This window comes from Microbulbifer okhotskensis (assembly GCF_023895975.1).
GTDB lineage: Bacteria > Pseudomonadota > Gammaproteobacteria > Pseudomonadales > Cellvibrionaceae > Microbulbifer > Microbulbifer okhotskensis.
Map to the genome: position 1 here is coordinate 1 of NZ_JALBWM010000088.1, position 17289 is coordinate 17289.

The following is a 17289-nucleotide window of genomic DNA, read 5'->3' on the forward strand; positions in this document are numbered from 1 at the left end:
TATCTGGCCGTGGTTCCTACCTATTTCGCCCCCTAAAACTGTCCGAAGTATTGATTAGGTATACATTCAGAAATAAGTTCCGAGCCAGTCACGAAATGAAAAGGCGAAAGGGATTCTATCCACTCAGAAATATTTTTCTGTGGCACACTTAAAATATTGATAAAACTCTAACTGCCTGGCAAGGTAGCTTTTTGACAAAACTTGTCACCTTTGTACGATTTTGTTTTCGGGCATCAATTTATAAAATCTGACCACTCTTAGAGTGACGCCTAATCTAACAATATAAACCTAACAAATTATGCTGTAATTTATTTTTTACAGGTATAGAGATACATAGCATCGGACTGATTAAGGAATGATCTACTCGGCTTCAGGAAAAGACAGTACCACTCATCTACGCTTGACATTCTCCAGTAATTTTCCACAACTGAGACTCCTAAGCAAAACCATATCCACACAGCGCTTCGGGTTTCTAGAGAATATCCTTTTGGAGTTCAAGCAAGAGAAAATCTGGAAATATCCAACCTGTTGATATCATATTGATACTGCGAGAAAACTGAAAATGGTACTGTGGCCGTACGCGCTTAAGGGGACACCCTCACTGTTATTGCCATATCCCAAGCAGGTCGGATTGCCAAGAGAATGGCCCTATTCGCCTTCAGCTGTGTATATTCTCCAAGTAATGGCCCTACCTCAATCGTAACTTTGATACCACTTATATAGGGCTGGTTGGGACAACGGGGCGTGAGTACCTAGCTCAATACACACAGGGCACATGGACTACATAACTGCCAGCCTACCACTCCCCCACTCAGTCAAAACCAACCATTGTCACCTGCTGGCTATTTATATAGCAAGCAAATTACTTGATATCCGCTTATCCTGCGCGCTCTGTACCAAGCCAGATCTATTGACCCCTACCGTCTCTTTTTTAACCCGCTAAGATTTTATGCCTCTTTACCTGTTTCCAGATATAGTCCACCGTCACTGGTTTAAATGGAGATTTCACAAATTCACTTTTGCATATCTGGTAAATAGCGCTGTTTACTGGAGTTTTCACATCATATGCATTAGCCAAACTTAAAACATAACCATTAATACTCTCCAGCTCGCTGGTATTGCCACCGTTTACGATAATATCCTGGGCCATACTAGAAACCACCATTTTCTTGAGGTTTTTTAAGTAGGCTTTACGAGTAATAAATCCTGGCAACACGCTTGCTGCGGCAATTAGCAACCAGCTTGGCATCCCGCCCAGCTTACTCTCCTTATATCCTGCCGCCTTCATCACCTGAACCCCCTCAAAAATCATGCTAGTAATTAAAATCTGGAAGCGCTTACTGTTGGCTTGATCATTTTTATGCAATGCAACCAAGGTTGTTAACGAGTTCGTGAGATTAATTACAATTTTTGAATGGGCAGCATCATTCAAGCTGGGGTAATTTTTTGTTTCAACACCCCGATTAAAATCTTCGACAATACCACTAAGGTCCGCATCTATTACGTTATCGATATAACCTAAAGCAATTGGGCCTTTTTTCTGGTAGCCCACCACACCAAAACCATCTACCCAAGCATTGTAACAGACTACGCCATAAACGATTTTGTCAAAGTATTTGGGCAGAATGTTTTGATTTTCAACACCATTTTGCAACGCTACGATAGGGATAGTACTACCAAAGTTCGCGACCAACAATTTACTAACGGCTTCTAAGCTGTAATTTTTAACACAGAGAATAATAACATCAGGGGCTAAAATACTATTAAAATTTGAATAGGCTTGAACCCAGGATCGATATCGTTTTTTTGGCTGATCACCGAAATAAACTTCGAGCCCATGTTGGTTGATATGCACACAGGCTTCAGGTTTATCAAATATGCTAACTCTCACCCCACTGCTATTCAGCCAAGCTGCCAGAGTAGTACCAATGGCCCCAGCTCCAAATACAAGGTAATGTTTTTTAGTGGGCATTAATTTAAACCTCAGTATGTGCCAGGTCGAAACAGGCATTCATGGAGCTGCAATATCTAAGCTGGAAAGCTTGCCCTTCAATCTTTAAAGCTCTAAGCCTATCTGCTTGAGGGCCTCGACCTAATATAATACTGGCGCTATTAGTATTTGTACTTTTTTTGAACAAACTGGTCATGTTTTTAGTGAGACTAAAATTGCCCTTAAAAGATGTGGTACTGGCTAAGCGGCGACCATCTAGAATTGAGTATAAATTAGATTGAATATCAAACTCTTGCTGCCTACCTACCATAGGGATATTTAGCTCAAGGTAAGGCGCCTGGTCGTCTACCGAGACTTTGGTTGTTGCGAATTTATTCTCGTGGGTAATATCTATACGCTCTACATTTTTGGGTAACCCCCAAATTTTACGCCCTCGGATACGGTTTTCTAGCGAGGTTACCGGCATATTGAATACGTAATAACCAAATTTTTTAAGTTTGTCCCCCAATAGCATAGAAAGCACAGGTATATTTAAACCACCATCAGTCATAACCGGAATGGTCATGGCAATTTCATTATACGGAGCTACATTTAGCACATTCCGGTATTCATAACATGAAAAAATCACTAATGATCGGCCATGTGTCATCTTAACGGGCTTTATACTTGGTGCCGGCATTATCTTCCTGGCAGCTTGATAATCGCAATGAAATATTGCAATAGAACAGCTGACATCCCCATATAATGTTGGAAATAAATAGTTCTTACTTATAGTATCACTTAGTTGCAAAGGTGTATCATTATGCCGCAGATCAAAACGCTTAAAGAAGGCATCATTAAACCTGTCTTTGTTGTCTAATATGTTTTCGTTTATTTGGAAATTTTCTTTCATGATTTTCCCCTGAGACGATCATTATTGCTTTTTTGCCTAACGCGTATCCTATAGGCATATTGATACTCCTATTCTACTCAGGTAGATTAGAGTAAAAATAGTAAAATTAGCCCATAGTGACCCCACAGAGACTATATTAAGCAATGTTTTCAATTGATGCCTGTATTACACGTCTTTACCATTGTGCCGCCATAGGTACGCAGGATTATCGCCGCCGAGCATTAACCGAATTGGCGCAAGTTATTGATTTTGATGGTGCTCTGTGGGGAACTGGGCGTCTTGATTCGGAAGAATTTCACAGTGTGGACATATTGGGTGTGGATGAAAAATATCCAGCTGATCTGGCTCGTTCAAAATCCATAAACCCATTTTACAACGCTCTAAAGGCTGCCCCAGGAAAGGTAATCGAACTATCGGAGGTCACAGATGATAAAGCCTTTTACAGGAGCGATATTTATAAGACGTTTTTCTCTAAATATGGGGTGGAAAGAGTTATGGGATCAGTTCTACCCGATGAGTCTACTGGTATTGTGAGTTTAGTGAGTTTATATCGTTTTGACCGGAACAGACCTTTTAGCCAAGATGACAAGCAGGCCTTACAGCGCATTATGCATCACTTGGTTAGCGCTGCATCTCATGCGTATTTTTTACATCTCAACCAGCAAAAGCAATTTGGCAATAAGTCAGCCATGGCTATTTGCGATAAGCATGGCTTATTTTTTGAAGTTCAACCTCGGTTTATGGAGATAATAAATCAATATTACCCTACAGCCTCCAGGGGACGATTACCATTTGATATTATCGAAGGTCAAACCAGCCTATTAAGTGATCGATTACGTATCAATAACAATATACTTGGGGATTTAATTTGTGTTTCCATATGGGAAACCAGCCCCTTAGATTTATTAAGCGCCAGGGAATTGGAAGTTGTACAGGCAATTACCCGAGGGCTTTCTTTTAAACAAGCCGCTCGAAAAATTGGGGTGGCGCCATCTACGGTTTCTAATCATTTGTATCGGGTTTATCGAAAACTAAATATTTCTAGCCGTTCAGAATTAGCACTAATCGTTAGCGCCGAATAGAAAATTGTAGGTCACGGCATAAATGTCATCAAAACAAAAAGCAGGCACCTCTAGGTAAAAATTTCACAGCTCAAAGCAAGGCTTCTTGAAGGAGGAGGGAAAGCAAATCCAATCTATGAATCGACTTCAGAAATGAATCGACTTCAGAAGCAAATGCCTGCAGTTTATTTTTTGATCACATCATGTCTATGGATCACTGGCATATCGAAGGTTTCTCTGAGGATTCCGACTCAATTGAAATGATTAAAAAGTAGCTAGATAACGTGGATATTAACTCCATTCGTAATGATATGCCTCCGATGAGTGCTGGTGCCCCCCCACGCTCAGGCTGTTCGTTATTGGTAAGGATATCTTCAGAGTTAGAGCGCTATATGACAAACTTCCGCTGACTAAATAAGCGCATAAGTCGGCATCACCGCTAACGCTAACTCAGCGGCCATTGGTGATAATGGAAGATCCGTATGAAGAAAGCACCTGCGTAAAGTGTAATTGTTTTGGTGTGGGCATCCGCTCTATGGTGCAGGAAGTCAATCCAGCCATTCCAAAACACCTCCCCACAAACTCTCTTCGTAACGCGACCTAAAGAAGCCGAAATGCCCTATTGGCTTTTTATCAATTGTCTTAGCTCGAATTATCTGTATATCGGTATTCGCATTACAATAGAAATCTTTCAAAGCCCGAACAGCACGCTGCGGGGCAAAGTCTCTATCATCATCTATTGACAGGAATTTCATGTCGCACTGCAAACGCGCGAAGCCATCACGAACAGGATTACCTTTTTTATCAACAATATAGTCTTTATGCCGGCCCCAGTAAGCCCACTGCCGGGCAATACCTGCGGGCAGGCTCTCGCCCCCCAGAAATGCACCGGGAACCTGACCCAAAACCCTCGCTAAAATGGGAATCATGGCGAACCATGCCAGCAGCACTCTGGGCCTTTCACGAAGTCCCCAGTGTCCCCAATACCCACTTTGAGATGACACACAGTAGACGCTGGCAAGCTCGGTATTATTGCGGGCGAAGCCAATAATTTGGCCACCCACGCTGTGGCCAACGCAGTGCCAAGCCAATTCATTATATTTCGAGGTTGACCAATGGATAACAGCTGCTAAATCGTACTCACCCCAGGCACTCATAGACAGACGCTGGTCTCGCTGATTGCTCACCGCAGATTTACCAATGCCGCGATAGTCATAAGTAAGCACTAAATAACCATTTTGAGCCAGGAACTTTGCAAACGCCGAATAATAGCCCTGCTTCACTGCTGTTGCTGAGTTTATGATTACCCCGGCTTTTGGCGAACCTTTCGGTGAGAACAGGGTTACTCCAAGACCGAAGCCATCCTCGGTTATGATTTGGTATTCTCCAGCCATCATCCAGCCTCCACTAAGTCATGATCCAGTACAAAATCGATCAGACGATCAAGGACTCTGTCGGGGGCTTCCAATTCAGGGAAGTGGCCCGCTTCCGCTATTCGCAACTGAGAGGCGTGTGGAATCATTTTCAAGCTGGAGTCCTTACAGGTACATTCATGAGAGAAGTCACTCTCCCCCCACAGGAATAGGGTCCTAGCCGCTAAGCTAGTGGAAAGTGCTCTGGGTAGTGGTGATTCACCAATCAACAAACATTGAAAAGCCGATGCCAGATTAAAGGTAGCCCCATGTTGATAGGCTTGTTGTGCCAGATAATTAAACGGTTCGACCAACTCTTGATTACCCAGTGCCGTTTCAAACCAGGCAGGGGTGCGCTTCCGCTTTAGTATCTTTAGTAGGAGCTGGCTCACAATCGGCTTGTTGAGCACCTCCTACGGATCTCTCTCCGCTTTCCATGTCAACATTTCTTCCCAACTGGGTACTTGCGACAATACCAGGTGATCAATCAAGTCTCGGCGCTTGTGTGCGAGTGCTATTGCACCATAGCCAAGCACACAGGGCGCAACCAGAGTCACGGAGCCCAGGTTAAGGGTTTGCAAAAATATCTCTGTGAGGCTAACCAGAGTATTAAAACGATAGTCCAACCTCATGGATGGAACGGAAAAACCAAAACCCGGCGGTTCAAACACGATAACGCTGAAATCGCTGGAAATTTGATCAAGCAAGTAATCATAGTGCTCGATAACAACGGGCGGGTCCACTTCAAAAACGATCACACGGTTCCCCTGCCCTGTCTTGCGATAGCGAATCACGCAGGAACCCAGCTCCATAAACCGAATGCCATCTCTTGACTGAGCGGCATAACCCTTAAGTGTTTGCCCTTTGCGCAAGCTCGGCACAAAGCCATCTATCGCTTCCAAGATCATATCCTGACCTCCTAGCTGTATTGGATAATCGACCGGACAACCCTAGAGGGCTCGCAAGACAACGACAAATGGGTTTTTCATCAGGTTCAGACAAGAAAATCTTGTCTGAATTGAAAAGCAGAATCTTAATGGCTAGGTTTCGAGCAACTGAACAACACCTTTAAACCAGTCAATAAAGTCCTCAATTACCCCATTGCCCTGCAATGGCTCACCGAAGGCCAGATACAAGGGCGCCAGCTCACTGAATTTTTCGGGATAGAGAAGCTCAAGCTTTCCTGCACTGACCTTGGGTGTTAGTGCAGGAAAATAGCCCATGGCAACACCCAAACCCTGCTCGGCCATCTCAAGTACCGGTTGCAGGCCATCACAGGTCAAGGTTTCATTGAACGCAAGCGGGGAGCCCCAGTCCGCCTGCCACTTATGCCAACCTATCTTATCCGTCGACAATTGGATCTGGCTCGATCGGTTTTTCTTCAGATAACCCGGTGCGCAAACCGGCGAGATACTGATCTTGGAGATTTCCCTGTAACACAAGCCATCACTTGGCTCTTTGTCATACCGAATGGCAATCTGCAGCTGCCCTGGATTTAAGCTGACACGCTCTAGTTTGGACTCAATACTGATATTCAATTTGGGATGCAGCGCCTTAAAGGATTTGATATTAGGTGCCAATATCGTATTGGTCAGAAACGGGATGCTGTGAATGGTGAGTGTTTTGTATTGGTCTCGCTCCATCAGGTCCGCAGTTGCATGGCGAAGCACCTGTAGCGATTTAGCAATTTTTAGATGGTATTGCCTGCCAGTATGCGTAAGCTCAATAGTTCGATTCAGACGAACGAACAGTTTTGTTTGTAGCTCCGTCTCCAGTGCCCGAATCTGATGTCCAACAGCCGACGGTGTTACAAAAAGCTCTTGCGCGGCTTTCTTAAAGCTCAAGTGGCGGGCTGCCGCATCAAAAGTAACCAGCAGATTGGTGGAAGGGAGTTTCCGCATGACGAACGCTGAGATGCCGCACTATTATTTGGGTTGAGGCAGACTAACATAGATGGCGCTAGCGCCTTCAACGCCTTAGCTGCCAAAAGTGAGGGCGTTAGGGACGCTCTCCCAATGAAACAGCGCCTGACTATACCGAAAGGACTAACTTTTAGCTGGGTCACTATTTTGGGCTAGTGGACTGGAGTGATCGACATTTAGCCTCCAGAAAGCGAGGTGGTATTGCCGAAGACACGCCTCTTACCCTCAAACAGCCGGATATCAACAAAGCATCGGCTCTATCTCAACTGAAACTTTGAAAGTCGCCTTAAGGGTTTTGGTTGGCTCATTTGAAACGGTGCGACAAGCCTGTACCCTACTGAATAAACGCTGAGTACACGGTTTGTAAAATAGCCAACGCTTTCTTTTCGGAAATCACCGCCAGTTGTAGTCGCTCAACCTCAGCGGCCAAGTTTTGGCCACCTAGATACTCAACACACCCAAAGTACTCCAACACCGACAATAGATGCTTCCTCTTTACCATCTTGAGGCCATAGCCATGGAAGGTGCAGATTATCGAGGTGCTTTTACATCTCTCTTAATCTATGGGTATCCTGAATCAATCCCCCTGACCATTAAATCATCGCTTCAAAGCTGTAGTTACAGCGCTGTTGCATGGTATGCAACACATTGAAGAAACTATTTGATGTATCAGCCGGCGCGATTTATCGCGCGCGGTAACGCCCTAGAGTGCCTAAACTAACGCAGTATGGAAATGTGGTTTGTTTATTTGTTACTCGGTGCCATTGCAGGTACAGCGGCGGGCCTTTTCGGGATCGGTGGGGGCCTGATCATCGTTCCGGCGTTGGTATTGATTTTTTCTGCGACGGGCATCTCCCCCCAAGTCCTGACCCATATGGCTGTGGGCACCTCGTTGGCAACCATCATCGTGACCTCAATAAGCTCGGTCTGGGCACATAATGCAAAAGGTGCCGTGGACTGGCACCTATTCTGGCTTATGACCCCAGGGATACTGGTAGGATCTTGGCTGGGTGGCATGACAGCGGATTTGCTACCAGGTGCCTGGTTGCAGCTATTGATTGGCGTATTTGCCATAGTCATGGCCGTGCGTATGGGCTTAAGCGGATTGCCCTCGGCGCCCTCACAGGAATGTGGCGATCACTTACCAGGGTCATTCCCCTTGATCTGTTCGGCGGGGTTAATCGGCTGGCTCGCAGCTATCTTTGGTATTGGCGGAGGAGCGCTGGTGGTCCCCTACCTATCACACTTCGGAACAAAAATGCAGCGCGCTGTCGGCACCTCCGCAGCTTTTGGTCTGCCAATCGCAATTTCTGGTTCGCTCAGTTTTGTTGTGCAAGGATGGGACAATCAGTTGCTGCCGAACTGGAGCAGTGGTTATATCTACTGGCCCGCTTTTCTGGGAATTGTGCTGTCCAGCGTGCTCTTTGCCAAACTTGGCGCGAGTGTGGCTCACAGAATATCTGCTAGACGCCTGAAGCTGTGTTTTGCCCTACTGCTTTGTGTTATTGGGGTTCGTTTTATCTGGCAAAACTTCAATCTGCTGGTTGGGCTGAGTTAGGCTTATTCATTGAATCGTTACTAGCGGATTAGAAGTAAATATACTCTTCGTTTCGGGCTTAGATGGTCAGAAACTCATAATGATCATCCTGATCATAAATCTCGCGATCGTATTGTTGTTATTGATCGTACCGGTATTACGTAAGGATAGCTTTGCAATTTGGCACTCTCAAGCTAATGAAAAACTAGGATTGGCGGGAAAGCACAAGAATCGATTTACTCTGATCACAACACAAAGAATCTGTTGTGCGTCTTCTTTATCATTCTCAGTTTATAATCACCGGGTTAATGATTTGCATGAAGATCATTACTCTCAGAAAAATCACTTAGAATCTTCATATATTTTCTTACATATCTCAAAGCACTCTCTTTGCTAACAAGCGGTTCACAATACCCAAAAACAAAGACGCCCTCTCCATTTATGGTACAGGTCACTAACATTATGGGATGTGCACCATGAGTTTGAACAGTCATAACCACACCAAAGTCGATGAAAGTCATCGGGCCAGTATACGCTATTATATCCCCTACATTGGATACACAAATTCCAGAGGGGAAGTAATCTTTTGCAGTGGAAAAATCTTTAGCCAAATGTTCGATCTCCACGAAGTTGTAATCGGGTACAAGTGGAGATTCAAAAAAATTCCCACTTCTGAACTGTAAATAGATTTTTTTTTGAATTAAATGCGCGAGACTTAGCAAGTCGAGACTAGTTTCATTTGATGACAAGGATATAGTTAATGTAGTTGTACACGCCCCTATAACATCCGGATCTATCTGGCGTTTACACAAGAATTGTGCATTTATAGGCTGCATTAACTCTGCTGTGGAGCGGAAGCCTGGTAACGACCGGGCAGCAATAATAGCAATAGCATTATAGATGGAGGTAATCTGAACATTCTCACGCTTTGAAAGTAAGTATAAATGATCATATGATTCTTTGGGGAGGATCCGGTAAATAGAGCACCCCCTTCGAAGGGAAGCGTTTACTGCCTGCTCTACTGCCCACTTTGGAGAGGGATAATTATCACCACTTATTGCCGCCTGTGGTTTTTTAAGATGTTTTATTGAACTAACATATTCCACCACCGATTTTTTCATTATCGGAGCAGTAGACTTATATCCTGAATCCCCCCTCAAGTACCTATCCAAATCTCGAACCAAGAGTAATAATGAGCGGCCATCCATGGCAGCATGGCTTACCATAAAGGCAACCCACTTGACATTTCCATGTTCATTCACATAAACCGTAAAACGATAACTATATTTATCCAGCTCAAGAATTTTACCCCCTAAGCGTTTGAACTCCTCCTGATAATTTAATGGTAACGCATCGTGCTTAATCTCTATAGGAATAGCTTGAAATCCTACGTCACAGAACCAATAGGGATGAGGATTTTTTTCTACCCGAGAACGGAGCATAGGGTGCAGGTTATGTAGGTATTCCATTCCCTTCATTAATTCTTCAACACTCAGAGACTTGCAAATTCTGAAGAAGACAGCTAGTTGTACTGCACCGTTTGACTTTTCGGTCAACTCTACAAAGAGTGCTTCCTGAGCCCCTAGCTTACGGAAAGGTTTTGCTTTTTTCATTGCAGGCTCTTCCCAATAGGGAGGTCATTGCCCATTAGTATAGAAAGAGAAAGTGCAATCGTCTTAATCGCTGCCCGAATCACCGCAAGTAGCTTCACGTTATAGTTACGGCACAGCGCTCGGAGACCAACTGCTTGACTCAAGAGTGGACTCATACGCAGTTATTTTCATAGGCCACAACACCACCGAAGGGTAGCCGGTACAGGGCTGCTCAAAAGCTACACAAGCGAAGCTACCGATTCCTCCAGTATCACCGGTAACCCCTGAATTCCAGAGTCGGTATCATCCGACATGTTATCACCTTGCTGGTAATCAATAATCTCGTACCCAGTTTTCGCACTTTCTAAACCACTATTTTCTCAACGGATTGTCACGACCTTACTGCTACGGCGTCCTGCGCTACTAACGTTGTCAGCTTGACATATTCGTCACCAATCTCAGTGGCTACCGTCTCTACGAAACGCACCATGCCAGCTAAAATCGCCGCATTGTAGTATTCGTCACTTGCTTCGAGCTCCAGAACGGCAGCCTTCATATCCTTGAGTGCTTGGGACGCCTCTAGATTCCACTCCTCTAGCTTGGAAAGATTTGACTTGGCATCGGCTACTTGGTGTTCATTCATGCCATTCCCGGTCGCCGCAAGATGTTCCTCTCGGACACTCTTTATCTCGGCATCGTACTGACGAATCGTGGCCAATGAACGACGAACAATGCCGTTTAACCTGATGACAGTATCACGCTCGAATGCGGCTTTGATATCGTTGCTGGTCAGCGCCACTGATGCAGGCGTTTTTGCAGACTGGACGACGTATTCTGCATCCGGACCGGACCTCGGCGCACTTACCCAGACCTGTTCGTTTTCGACGGGCTCGAAGAGGGTCTGCGCGGCTAAAAACCCAAAAGCGATTATTCCGAACACTGCCGCTGTGGTGTATCGATTGCTGTTCATACGGTGAATTCCCCTTGGAATGACCGCCCCTTGTGGGGCGGCGTCTGATGGCAAGAGCGAATCTCGCTCCCTTGGCTCATAGTGCTGCGATAGCTACTTACCATCCTTTGATTTACCGACCTGACTAAATGCTTCAACGTTATGCATTAAGTTCTGTGCGATCTGTACACCCATGACCTGACCCGCGATATTGTCAAAATCCCAGTGCACGCCATTGTAGATGCGGCTGATACCATTTTCTTGTTGAGCCGCGGTATAGGATTTAAAACGCACAGGTACCAATGGCCTTGGTGTATCCGGTGTAAAGGGATCGAAACCTTCCCCATTGTATTCTTCCGACACAAAGGTAAAAGGCTGGTCTCCAAACATACTGCGCATAATCTCGAAGGTGGAAGCACCGAAGGTAGCATGACCCGATGGGTAGGAAGGAAACGGCGGTGTCGGCCTAATCGCGATAGTGGTATTGATGACCGATACCCCTACCGGCAGCCATTGCTCATCCTGTAGGGTCGAGGGGTTGTTGTCGTCGGTGCGAATACCGGTGACCGGTCTCCAATAATTGTAATAGTACTTGCTGTCCCACGCGGCGATACCAGAATCCGCCAAGCCCACATTGATCAACGCAAAATATCGGGCCAGTTCCAACTCATGTTCGATTGTATTGTCTAGCGCTGCCTGCAGGGCAATGAGGTTAAATAGTCGCGGCGGGATGCCTAACAGCGGTACACCGTCATAACCCCAGTAGTTCCCGATGAATCGCGTCTGTGGTGTAGACGCCGAGGGGGTAATGGTATTGGCCGGGGACCCACCAAGAGCGGCCACCTCTTGATAGGCTTCGGTATATTCCTCAGACGTTATTGTCGGTGGAATCGGGCTTCGGAATTGATCGCCTGAAGTCAGTGAAAAGGGCGTCAAGCTACCCCAATAGGCTCCCAACGCCACAGAGTCATCGCCGACGGGGTCGACCGGATCGGGTTGCCATTCTCCAGGCACCGTAGCGCCTGTATTGACCCGTGTGGTGTGGTAGGTGCCATTGCCGTCGGCGACGGCACCGCCCTCGCCATAGGCGGGTTCCAAATGGTCGGCGTTATCGTTTCTACGCGCTTCGAGCATAGCTGCTGCTGCGGCTTCGCCAATAGCCTGGCCATTGACGATTCTTTGTTCGCTATCTTTTAATTGACCGAGGTCAGATTGCAGTAGTGCCAATAACCGTTCTGACTGATCGGGATAGAGCGCGCGCAAAGTGTTGTAAGCGGCGTAGGTGATGGCTGCGTCTTTGGATGCATCCTTGGTATTGAACGTACCGAGATCATTATAGGATTGGTATTTGCCATCGAAGGCATTCAAAGCGTCGAATACGGCGGTTTGCACAATGGCGAATGCGCGGCTCGAGCGGGTGGGTCCACCTTGGTAGAAGTCCACTTCGCCGGTATCAGGGTCCGGTGTGTGGTCGATAGCCGACGAATCGAGCATAGCATTGAACCAAAATACAACACGGTCTTTTGGCTTCTTGAATTTGCCGGCTTTCCCTGACGTCTGCTCGAGCCGGTCAAGTACACCTTTGGAGAGCGCTGACCTGCTGGTCTCGCCTAAATAAGCACTGGTTTGCCCCTTGGGCTGTTTACCTTTTGCCGGCTGGGCCTGCACGGTGCCCGTTGCCAGTAACAAGCCGGCGGTTAGAAAGCAGGCCGATGTTTTTAACAAGATGTGGTTCATTGTATTACGTCCTTTGATGTTGAAGGGCGCGCTGAGTTGGTAAATCTATCAGTGGCCGTAAGTTAGTTTTCAAGTTGACTATCGTTAATCGCATCGGACTATGGCGGTCGCGCCGGGCGATATTCCACCCACACTTTCACGGACAAGAAACAAGCTTGCTCCTCCTGCTAATGCGAAGGTCGCAACAATCTGTCAAGACCGCGATTCAGCTAAATGTTAAACGGGGATTCAGACTCGTTGTTAGTGAGACTCCTACCACCTCAATCGCATCACGTCAGACTTAATCCTGCGCGTTATATCGATCGTAAAAAGAAAGCCAAGCGCTCAAATAATTCTCTAATCAGATATTTAAATTATTATCGAGCGAAGCGAAATGCGGCTTCCCCCTAATTCCTGTTGCTATAGGGAGACAGATTGCTCATTCATCTCTGAAAAGGAGCTGTCTTTTACACAGGTAATTTGCCCATCGGCAGCCTCAACATAACCATGGCCAATTCCATTTAAGCGAATTCCAGCCAATGCCTTGGTCATTGCCGTGCAATTTAATACGGCTTGATTAAATACAGATGCCAACTTGGTTTTCCGTGAAACCATACCTCTGCCTGTTATTCGATTTCGCCCCCAATTTAACCTAACCTTTTTCGTCGAGGTAAACCGCGACTGCAATATTTCCCATAAATTTATAGACCACCACCTAGCAATACGGTTCCTGATAATTATTCACATAAATTTACACGCCCTAAAAATACAAAGCGATGAGATTCCCCACTACAAGGAAAGTTAAACCAACTATCCCCCACCCCAGAAATACAATACGGGAAAACATCAATCAACCTGTAAATACGCCTATACCCTGGATCAGGGAACTATGGAGAGCAAAAAAATGACCCTACAGAAAGGTATAGAATCCCACCACCCAGTTAACCGCCCACTGCCACACAACATCGTGCCACCACCCTACTGTCAGTAGCCTCATCTCCTCAAACACCCAAAAGAACAGACCCAAAAAATCCACAAGCTGCGGATAGTGAGACCCATCAACGACTCAATAGAATCACCATAATAAATATATTCCCTAAGTTCACATACGAGTGCAATTTATAGGAGTACTTCCCACTCTGGGCCACTGAAACGGTAACCCAGCGACATGCGCTGAATACGCAGCACGACCTCAAGCGGGTGCAGCTACGCTCAGGCAAAAACAAAGTACCACCAAGGCAACTGGAAGACACCAGGTCAGGAAAGCCTTAATTGGTAGCAGAGGTTCAACTCAGCGGATTATTAGAACTTTGGAGCGACACATAGTTTTGGCAAAATATTTTGATCCTCTACTTCAGGTAGTATTGATGCAAAAAGACTCTATTCATCCAGCTGAAGCTCACTCAAGGTGACTACTCAAAGAATTCCCCTCTCAACAATTAAATTGAAAGGTCGATTTCCCCCTCTGATTTCGAGCTTCATTCGGAGCAGCAATTATTATCACAATTATCGAAAACCGTACCAGTGTGCCGAATGAAGTGCACCATAAAATCTATAGTCCATATTTCATCTCCAAGGAAAGTGGACGCGGATCTGAAGTAGGGTTTACTACACTACACCCTTTGTTTAAATAAAGGGTGTAGTGTCAGAGCCGTGGTGGCTAAGGCGTTTTTACAAGCTACGCATTATGGTTGTAGATGATGAGGCGATTGTCCGTATCTATCCCGAACTCCAATTTAAAATAAACGGCCCCAGCGTCGCTATCTTCCAAAGGGGAGAACAGGCATTAACCGATTATCAAAATATAGCGATGAGGCGGACTTAGCCCTTCCAGCTCTGACTATGCCGGGTATAGATGGGCAGGAGTTGTTCGCTTTTCTGAAAAGGATTAACCCTGCGGAAAAGCTTTCCTTTCCACGGGCAGCAGTATGGACAATAAGGCTCAGGAAATAATTCTTGATGGAATACCGGACTGTATTAAGAATACCCAATACGTTTGGCCATCTCAGCAAAAAAAATAAAGCGATGATTGCCAATGGAAACTAAGGCTGCCAACTTAATACAAGAGAGAAAATTGCGCTTGGTGTATCACGTAAGCGACACACCAGATAGCTCAACAAATTCGTCCGGCCTCAGGAAACTGTGCCCTTTAGCCGGACTCGACTCAATCACCCTCCAGAAGGTAGGAGGCTGAGCGTGCTAGTTACTGGCAGGAGCTCTCTTCCCAGTACTGCGGTGCGGCTGAGGGAGACCACCAGTTTGGTCCGTAAGTAGAAGTATATACCTGCCCCCCCAAAGTCACCCGGTCTCCAACCTGATAGCCACCATCACCCGCGTAGGGCTGTTCGAACTCAGGACAGGAGGCTGCAGAGCTATCATCTCCGCTATTACTATCAGAATTGTCATCGGAGCCGTTGTCAGTGTTATCGTCTGAACCACCCTCCGAGTCATCACAAGTAGTTTCGCTCCACAGTTGCGGGGCTGCACTCGGAGACCACCAATTTGGCTCATGAGTAGATTCGTAAGCGACATCGTCATAGATAACTACATCACCAATCGAGTAACCCGGATCACCACCATACTGCTGCACAAACGCTTCACAACTGGTATTTCCAGAATCACCAGACTCTCCGCTATCGCCCGTATCTTCGCTATCACCGGAATCGTTGTCATCGGTAGTGTCATCATCCTGATCAGCAAGAAGCTCGTACCCAATTTCAACACTTTCCAAGCTACTACCTTCTAACAGGTAGACGCTGTTAATACCGTATAGGGGTTCAAAGCTGCTACTACCATCATAATTACCGGCACGGATACTGCTTTGTTCCTGATTAATCAGTGCAGACAAATCATGGGACCAGTTTTCTGCGATTCCCTGCTCATCTGAAGCAATTTCCAGAACGGTAGAATAAGAAGAATTTTCACCGGAGCTATCAAATACACGGGTGTAAACTTTATCTCCAATACCCAAGTCTTGGGTAGGATTGATTGTACCCGCAACATTCCAGTCAGTATTGACAACATTATCACCGTCAAACTCAACGTCGATTACGTTATAGAAGGCATTAGCAGTATCACCAACATCCCATACCGCGAGAATGACATGGTAACCTTCACGATCCGGCACCTGACACTCGTGCGCCATGTCTACCGGCGGCTGCTCAAAATTACCATCTACTTCACAAAATGGATCGAGATCAAATTGGTCACGGGTCAAAACTGAATTCGAATTCCAGCCCTCTTTGGTAATATAATATTTCCAATCACGGGTTACGTGATTTGCAGTAAAATGCCACTTGAAGGTTTGCCAGCCAGAGCTTATGTAATTCTTAACCCAGCGATCAGAAGATTGCTCATTCAGTTCTGACCAAGAGCTATCTCCCGCACTGGCAATTTGACCATCCGCAGGTCCACTATCTGGAAAACCCTCATCACCCTCAACACTCTGAGGCTCCCACTGAACTGCACCGCAGTCAACATTCATTTCTCCGGTATCAAGAGCGTATTTACATAGAGTTCCACGTGCAGATGCGACACCACCATCAGTGGCTTCTACATAACCGTGGCTAAGTGCATTTGAGCCCATACCAGCTAATACCATAGCCATCAATGTACGGTTTAATACCGGTTGCTTAACTACAGATGCTAATTTGGTCTTTCGAAAAATCATATCTTTGCCTGTTATTCAATTTTGTCCAACTTCCTTCCCCAGCTGAACCAAGTCCTTATCCTATCGACGCATATTTAACGCGCAAGGTTGGCGACAAAGTTATTGACCGTCACTTATCAGCACGGTTCCTAACACTTCATTAAATAAACTTACAAAACCTAAAAATTTTCACACAGTAATATTTTTTATCCGGAGCAAATTTAAAGGTATTTACTCCCCTTAAAGGAGGCCTGAGTGAAACATCCATACTGCCCCCACTACTTCAACCAAGAAATTCAGAAATTGAGTCATAAAAATAACTGGCAATCAGCCATCAATAAACTCAGCCTCGGAGGGGAGTAAGCCAAAGAGAGAACAGGAAAGAGCCTAGATTCCCAACTCAAGATACATACCATTGAATTGACGCGGCTTTACCCGTAGGTGACACAGTTAGGAGCGATCCAATGCATAACCCGTGACTTAAGCACCTGCATGGAATCAAATCAATTCCTAGGAAACCTCTGAATAATTCCGAGTCAATTCGGTAGTATTCGCTAGATTGCCAACATAAGCGACACACGCTTACCCACTAGAAATTCCAGCGGGCT

13 protein-coding genes are annotated in these 17289 nt (G+C 45.8%); 2 read left to right on the plus strand and 11 right to left on the minus strand.

All coding sequences use genetic code 11. The features are described 5' to 3' along the window. Positions 1 to 931 precede the first annotated feature (931 nt). Both MO867_RS16165 and MO867_RS16170 read right to left on the minus strand, forming a co-directional pair. On the minus strand, positions 932 to 1972 hold the full coding sequence (locus MO867_RS16165) for a ketopantoate reductase family protein (protein WP_252470991.1): 1041 nt from the start codon (positions 1970 to 1972) through the stop codon (positions 932 to 934). Positions 1973 to 1976: 4 nt separating this feature from the next. Then, positions 1977 to 2843: an acetoacetate decarboxylase family protein gene (locus MO867_RS16170; protein ID WP_252470993.1), complete on the minus strand. Its 867-nt coding sequence runs from the start codon at positions 2841 to 2843 to the stop codon at positions 1977 to 1979. 143 nt (positions 2844 to 2986) lie between these two features. On the opposite strand from MO867_RS16170, the gene MO867_RS16175 reads away from it, so the two are divergent. Continuing rightward, the gene (locus MO867_RS16175; protein ID WP_252470995.1) at positions 2987 to 3925 is read left to right on the plus strand and encodes a response regulator transcription factor; all 939 of its coding nucleotides are present in this window, start codon (positions 2987 to 2989) and stop codon (positions 3923 to 3925) included. A gap of 527 nt (positions 3926 to 4452) precedes the next feature. Here the strand turns inward: MO867_RS16175 and MO867_RS16180 are convergent. The 4 genes from MO867_RS16180 to MO867_RS16195 all read right to left on the minus strand — a co-directional run bounded on the left by MO867_RS16180 (position 4453) and on the right by MO867_RS16195 (position 7217). Beyond that, positions 4453 to 5301 (minus strand): alpha/beta hydrolase family protein, encoded by an 849-nt coding sequence (locus tag MO867_RS16180; RefSeq protein WP_252470997.1) that lies wholly within the window; start codon positions 5299 to 5301, stop codon positions 4453 to 4455. Continuing rightward, the gene (locus MO867_RS16185) at positions 5298 to 5726 is read right to left on the minus strand and encodes an alpha/beta fold hydrolase (protein WP_252470999.1); all 429 of its coding nucleotides are present in this window, start codon (positions 5724 to 5726) and stop codon (positions 5298 to 5300) included. The genes MO867_RS16180 and MO867_RS16185 overlap by 4 nt, the downstream gene beginning before the upstream one ends. Positions 5727 to 5729: 3 nt before the next feature. Beyond that, entirely contained in the window at positions 5730 to 6224 is a 495-nt protein-coding gene (locus MO867_RS16190; RefSeq protein WP_252471001.1) for an alpha/beta fold hydrolase, read from the minus strand. A gap of 132 nt (positions 6225 to 6356) precedes the next feature. Further along, positions 6357 to 7217, minus strand: a complete 861-nt coding sequence (locus tag MO867_RS16195) for a LysR family transcriptional regulator (protein ID WP_252471003.1) — start codon at positions 7215 to 7217, stop codon at positions 6357 to 6359. 754 nt (positions 7218 to 7971) lie between these two features. Between MO867_RS16195 and MO867_RS16200 the strand changes: the two genes are divergently transcribed. Then, on the plus strand, positions 7972 to 8796 hold the full coding sequence (locus MO867_RS16200) for a sulfite exporter TauE/SafE family protein (protein WP_252471005.1): 825 nt from the start codon (positions 7972 to 7974) through the stop codon (positions 8794 to 8796). A gap of 284 nt (positions 8797 to 9080) precedes the next feature. Here the strand turns inward: MO867_RS16200 and MO867_RS16205 are convergent, their stop codons facing one another. The 5 genes from MO867_RS16205 to MO867_RS16225 form a co-directional block, all read right to left on the minus strand. Further along, complete coding sequence (locus MO867_RS16205; protein ID WP_252471007.1) at positions 9081 to 10388, minus strand: hypothetical protein; 1308 nt, start codon at positions 10386 to 10388, stop codon at positions 9081 to 9083. Between the two features lie 370 nt (positions 10389 to 10758). Beyond that, a complete protein-coding gene (locus MO867_RS16210; RefSeq protein WP_252471009.1) occupies positions 10759 to 11337 on the minus strand; it encodes a hypothetical protein in 579 nt (192 codons plus the stop codon). 93 nt (positions 11338 to 11430) lie between these two features. Next, entirely contained in the window at positions 11431 to 13053 is a 1623-nt protein-coding gene (locus MO867_RS16215; RefSeq protein ID WP_252471011.1) for a vanadium-dependent haloperoxidase, read from the minus strand. Positions 13054 to 13452: 399 nt separating this feature from the next. Then, positions 13453 to 13647, minus strand: a complete 195-nt coding sequence (locus MO867_RS16220) for a hypothetical protein (protein ID WP_252471013.1) — start codon at positions 13645 to 13647, stop codon at positions 13453 to 13455. Positions 13648 to 15235: 1588 nt separating this feature from the next. Continuing rightward, positions 15236 to 16702 carry a lytic polysaccharide monooxygenase gene (locus MO867_RS16225; RefSeq protein ID WP_252471015.1) on the minus strand — a complete coding sequence of 489 codons (1467 nt, stop codon included), beginning with the start codon at positions 16700 to 16702 and terminating at the stop codon, positions 15236 to 15238. Between the last annotated feature and the right edge of the window lie 587 nt (positions 16703 to 17289).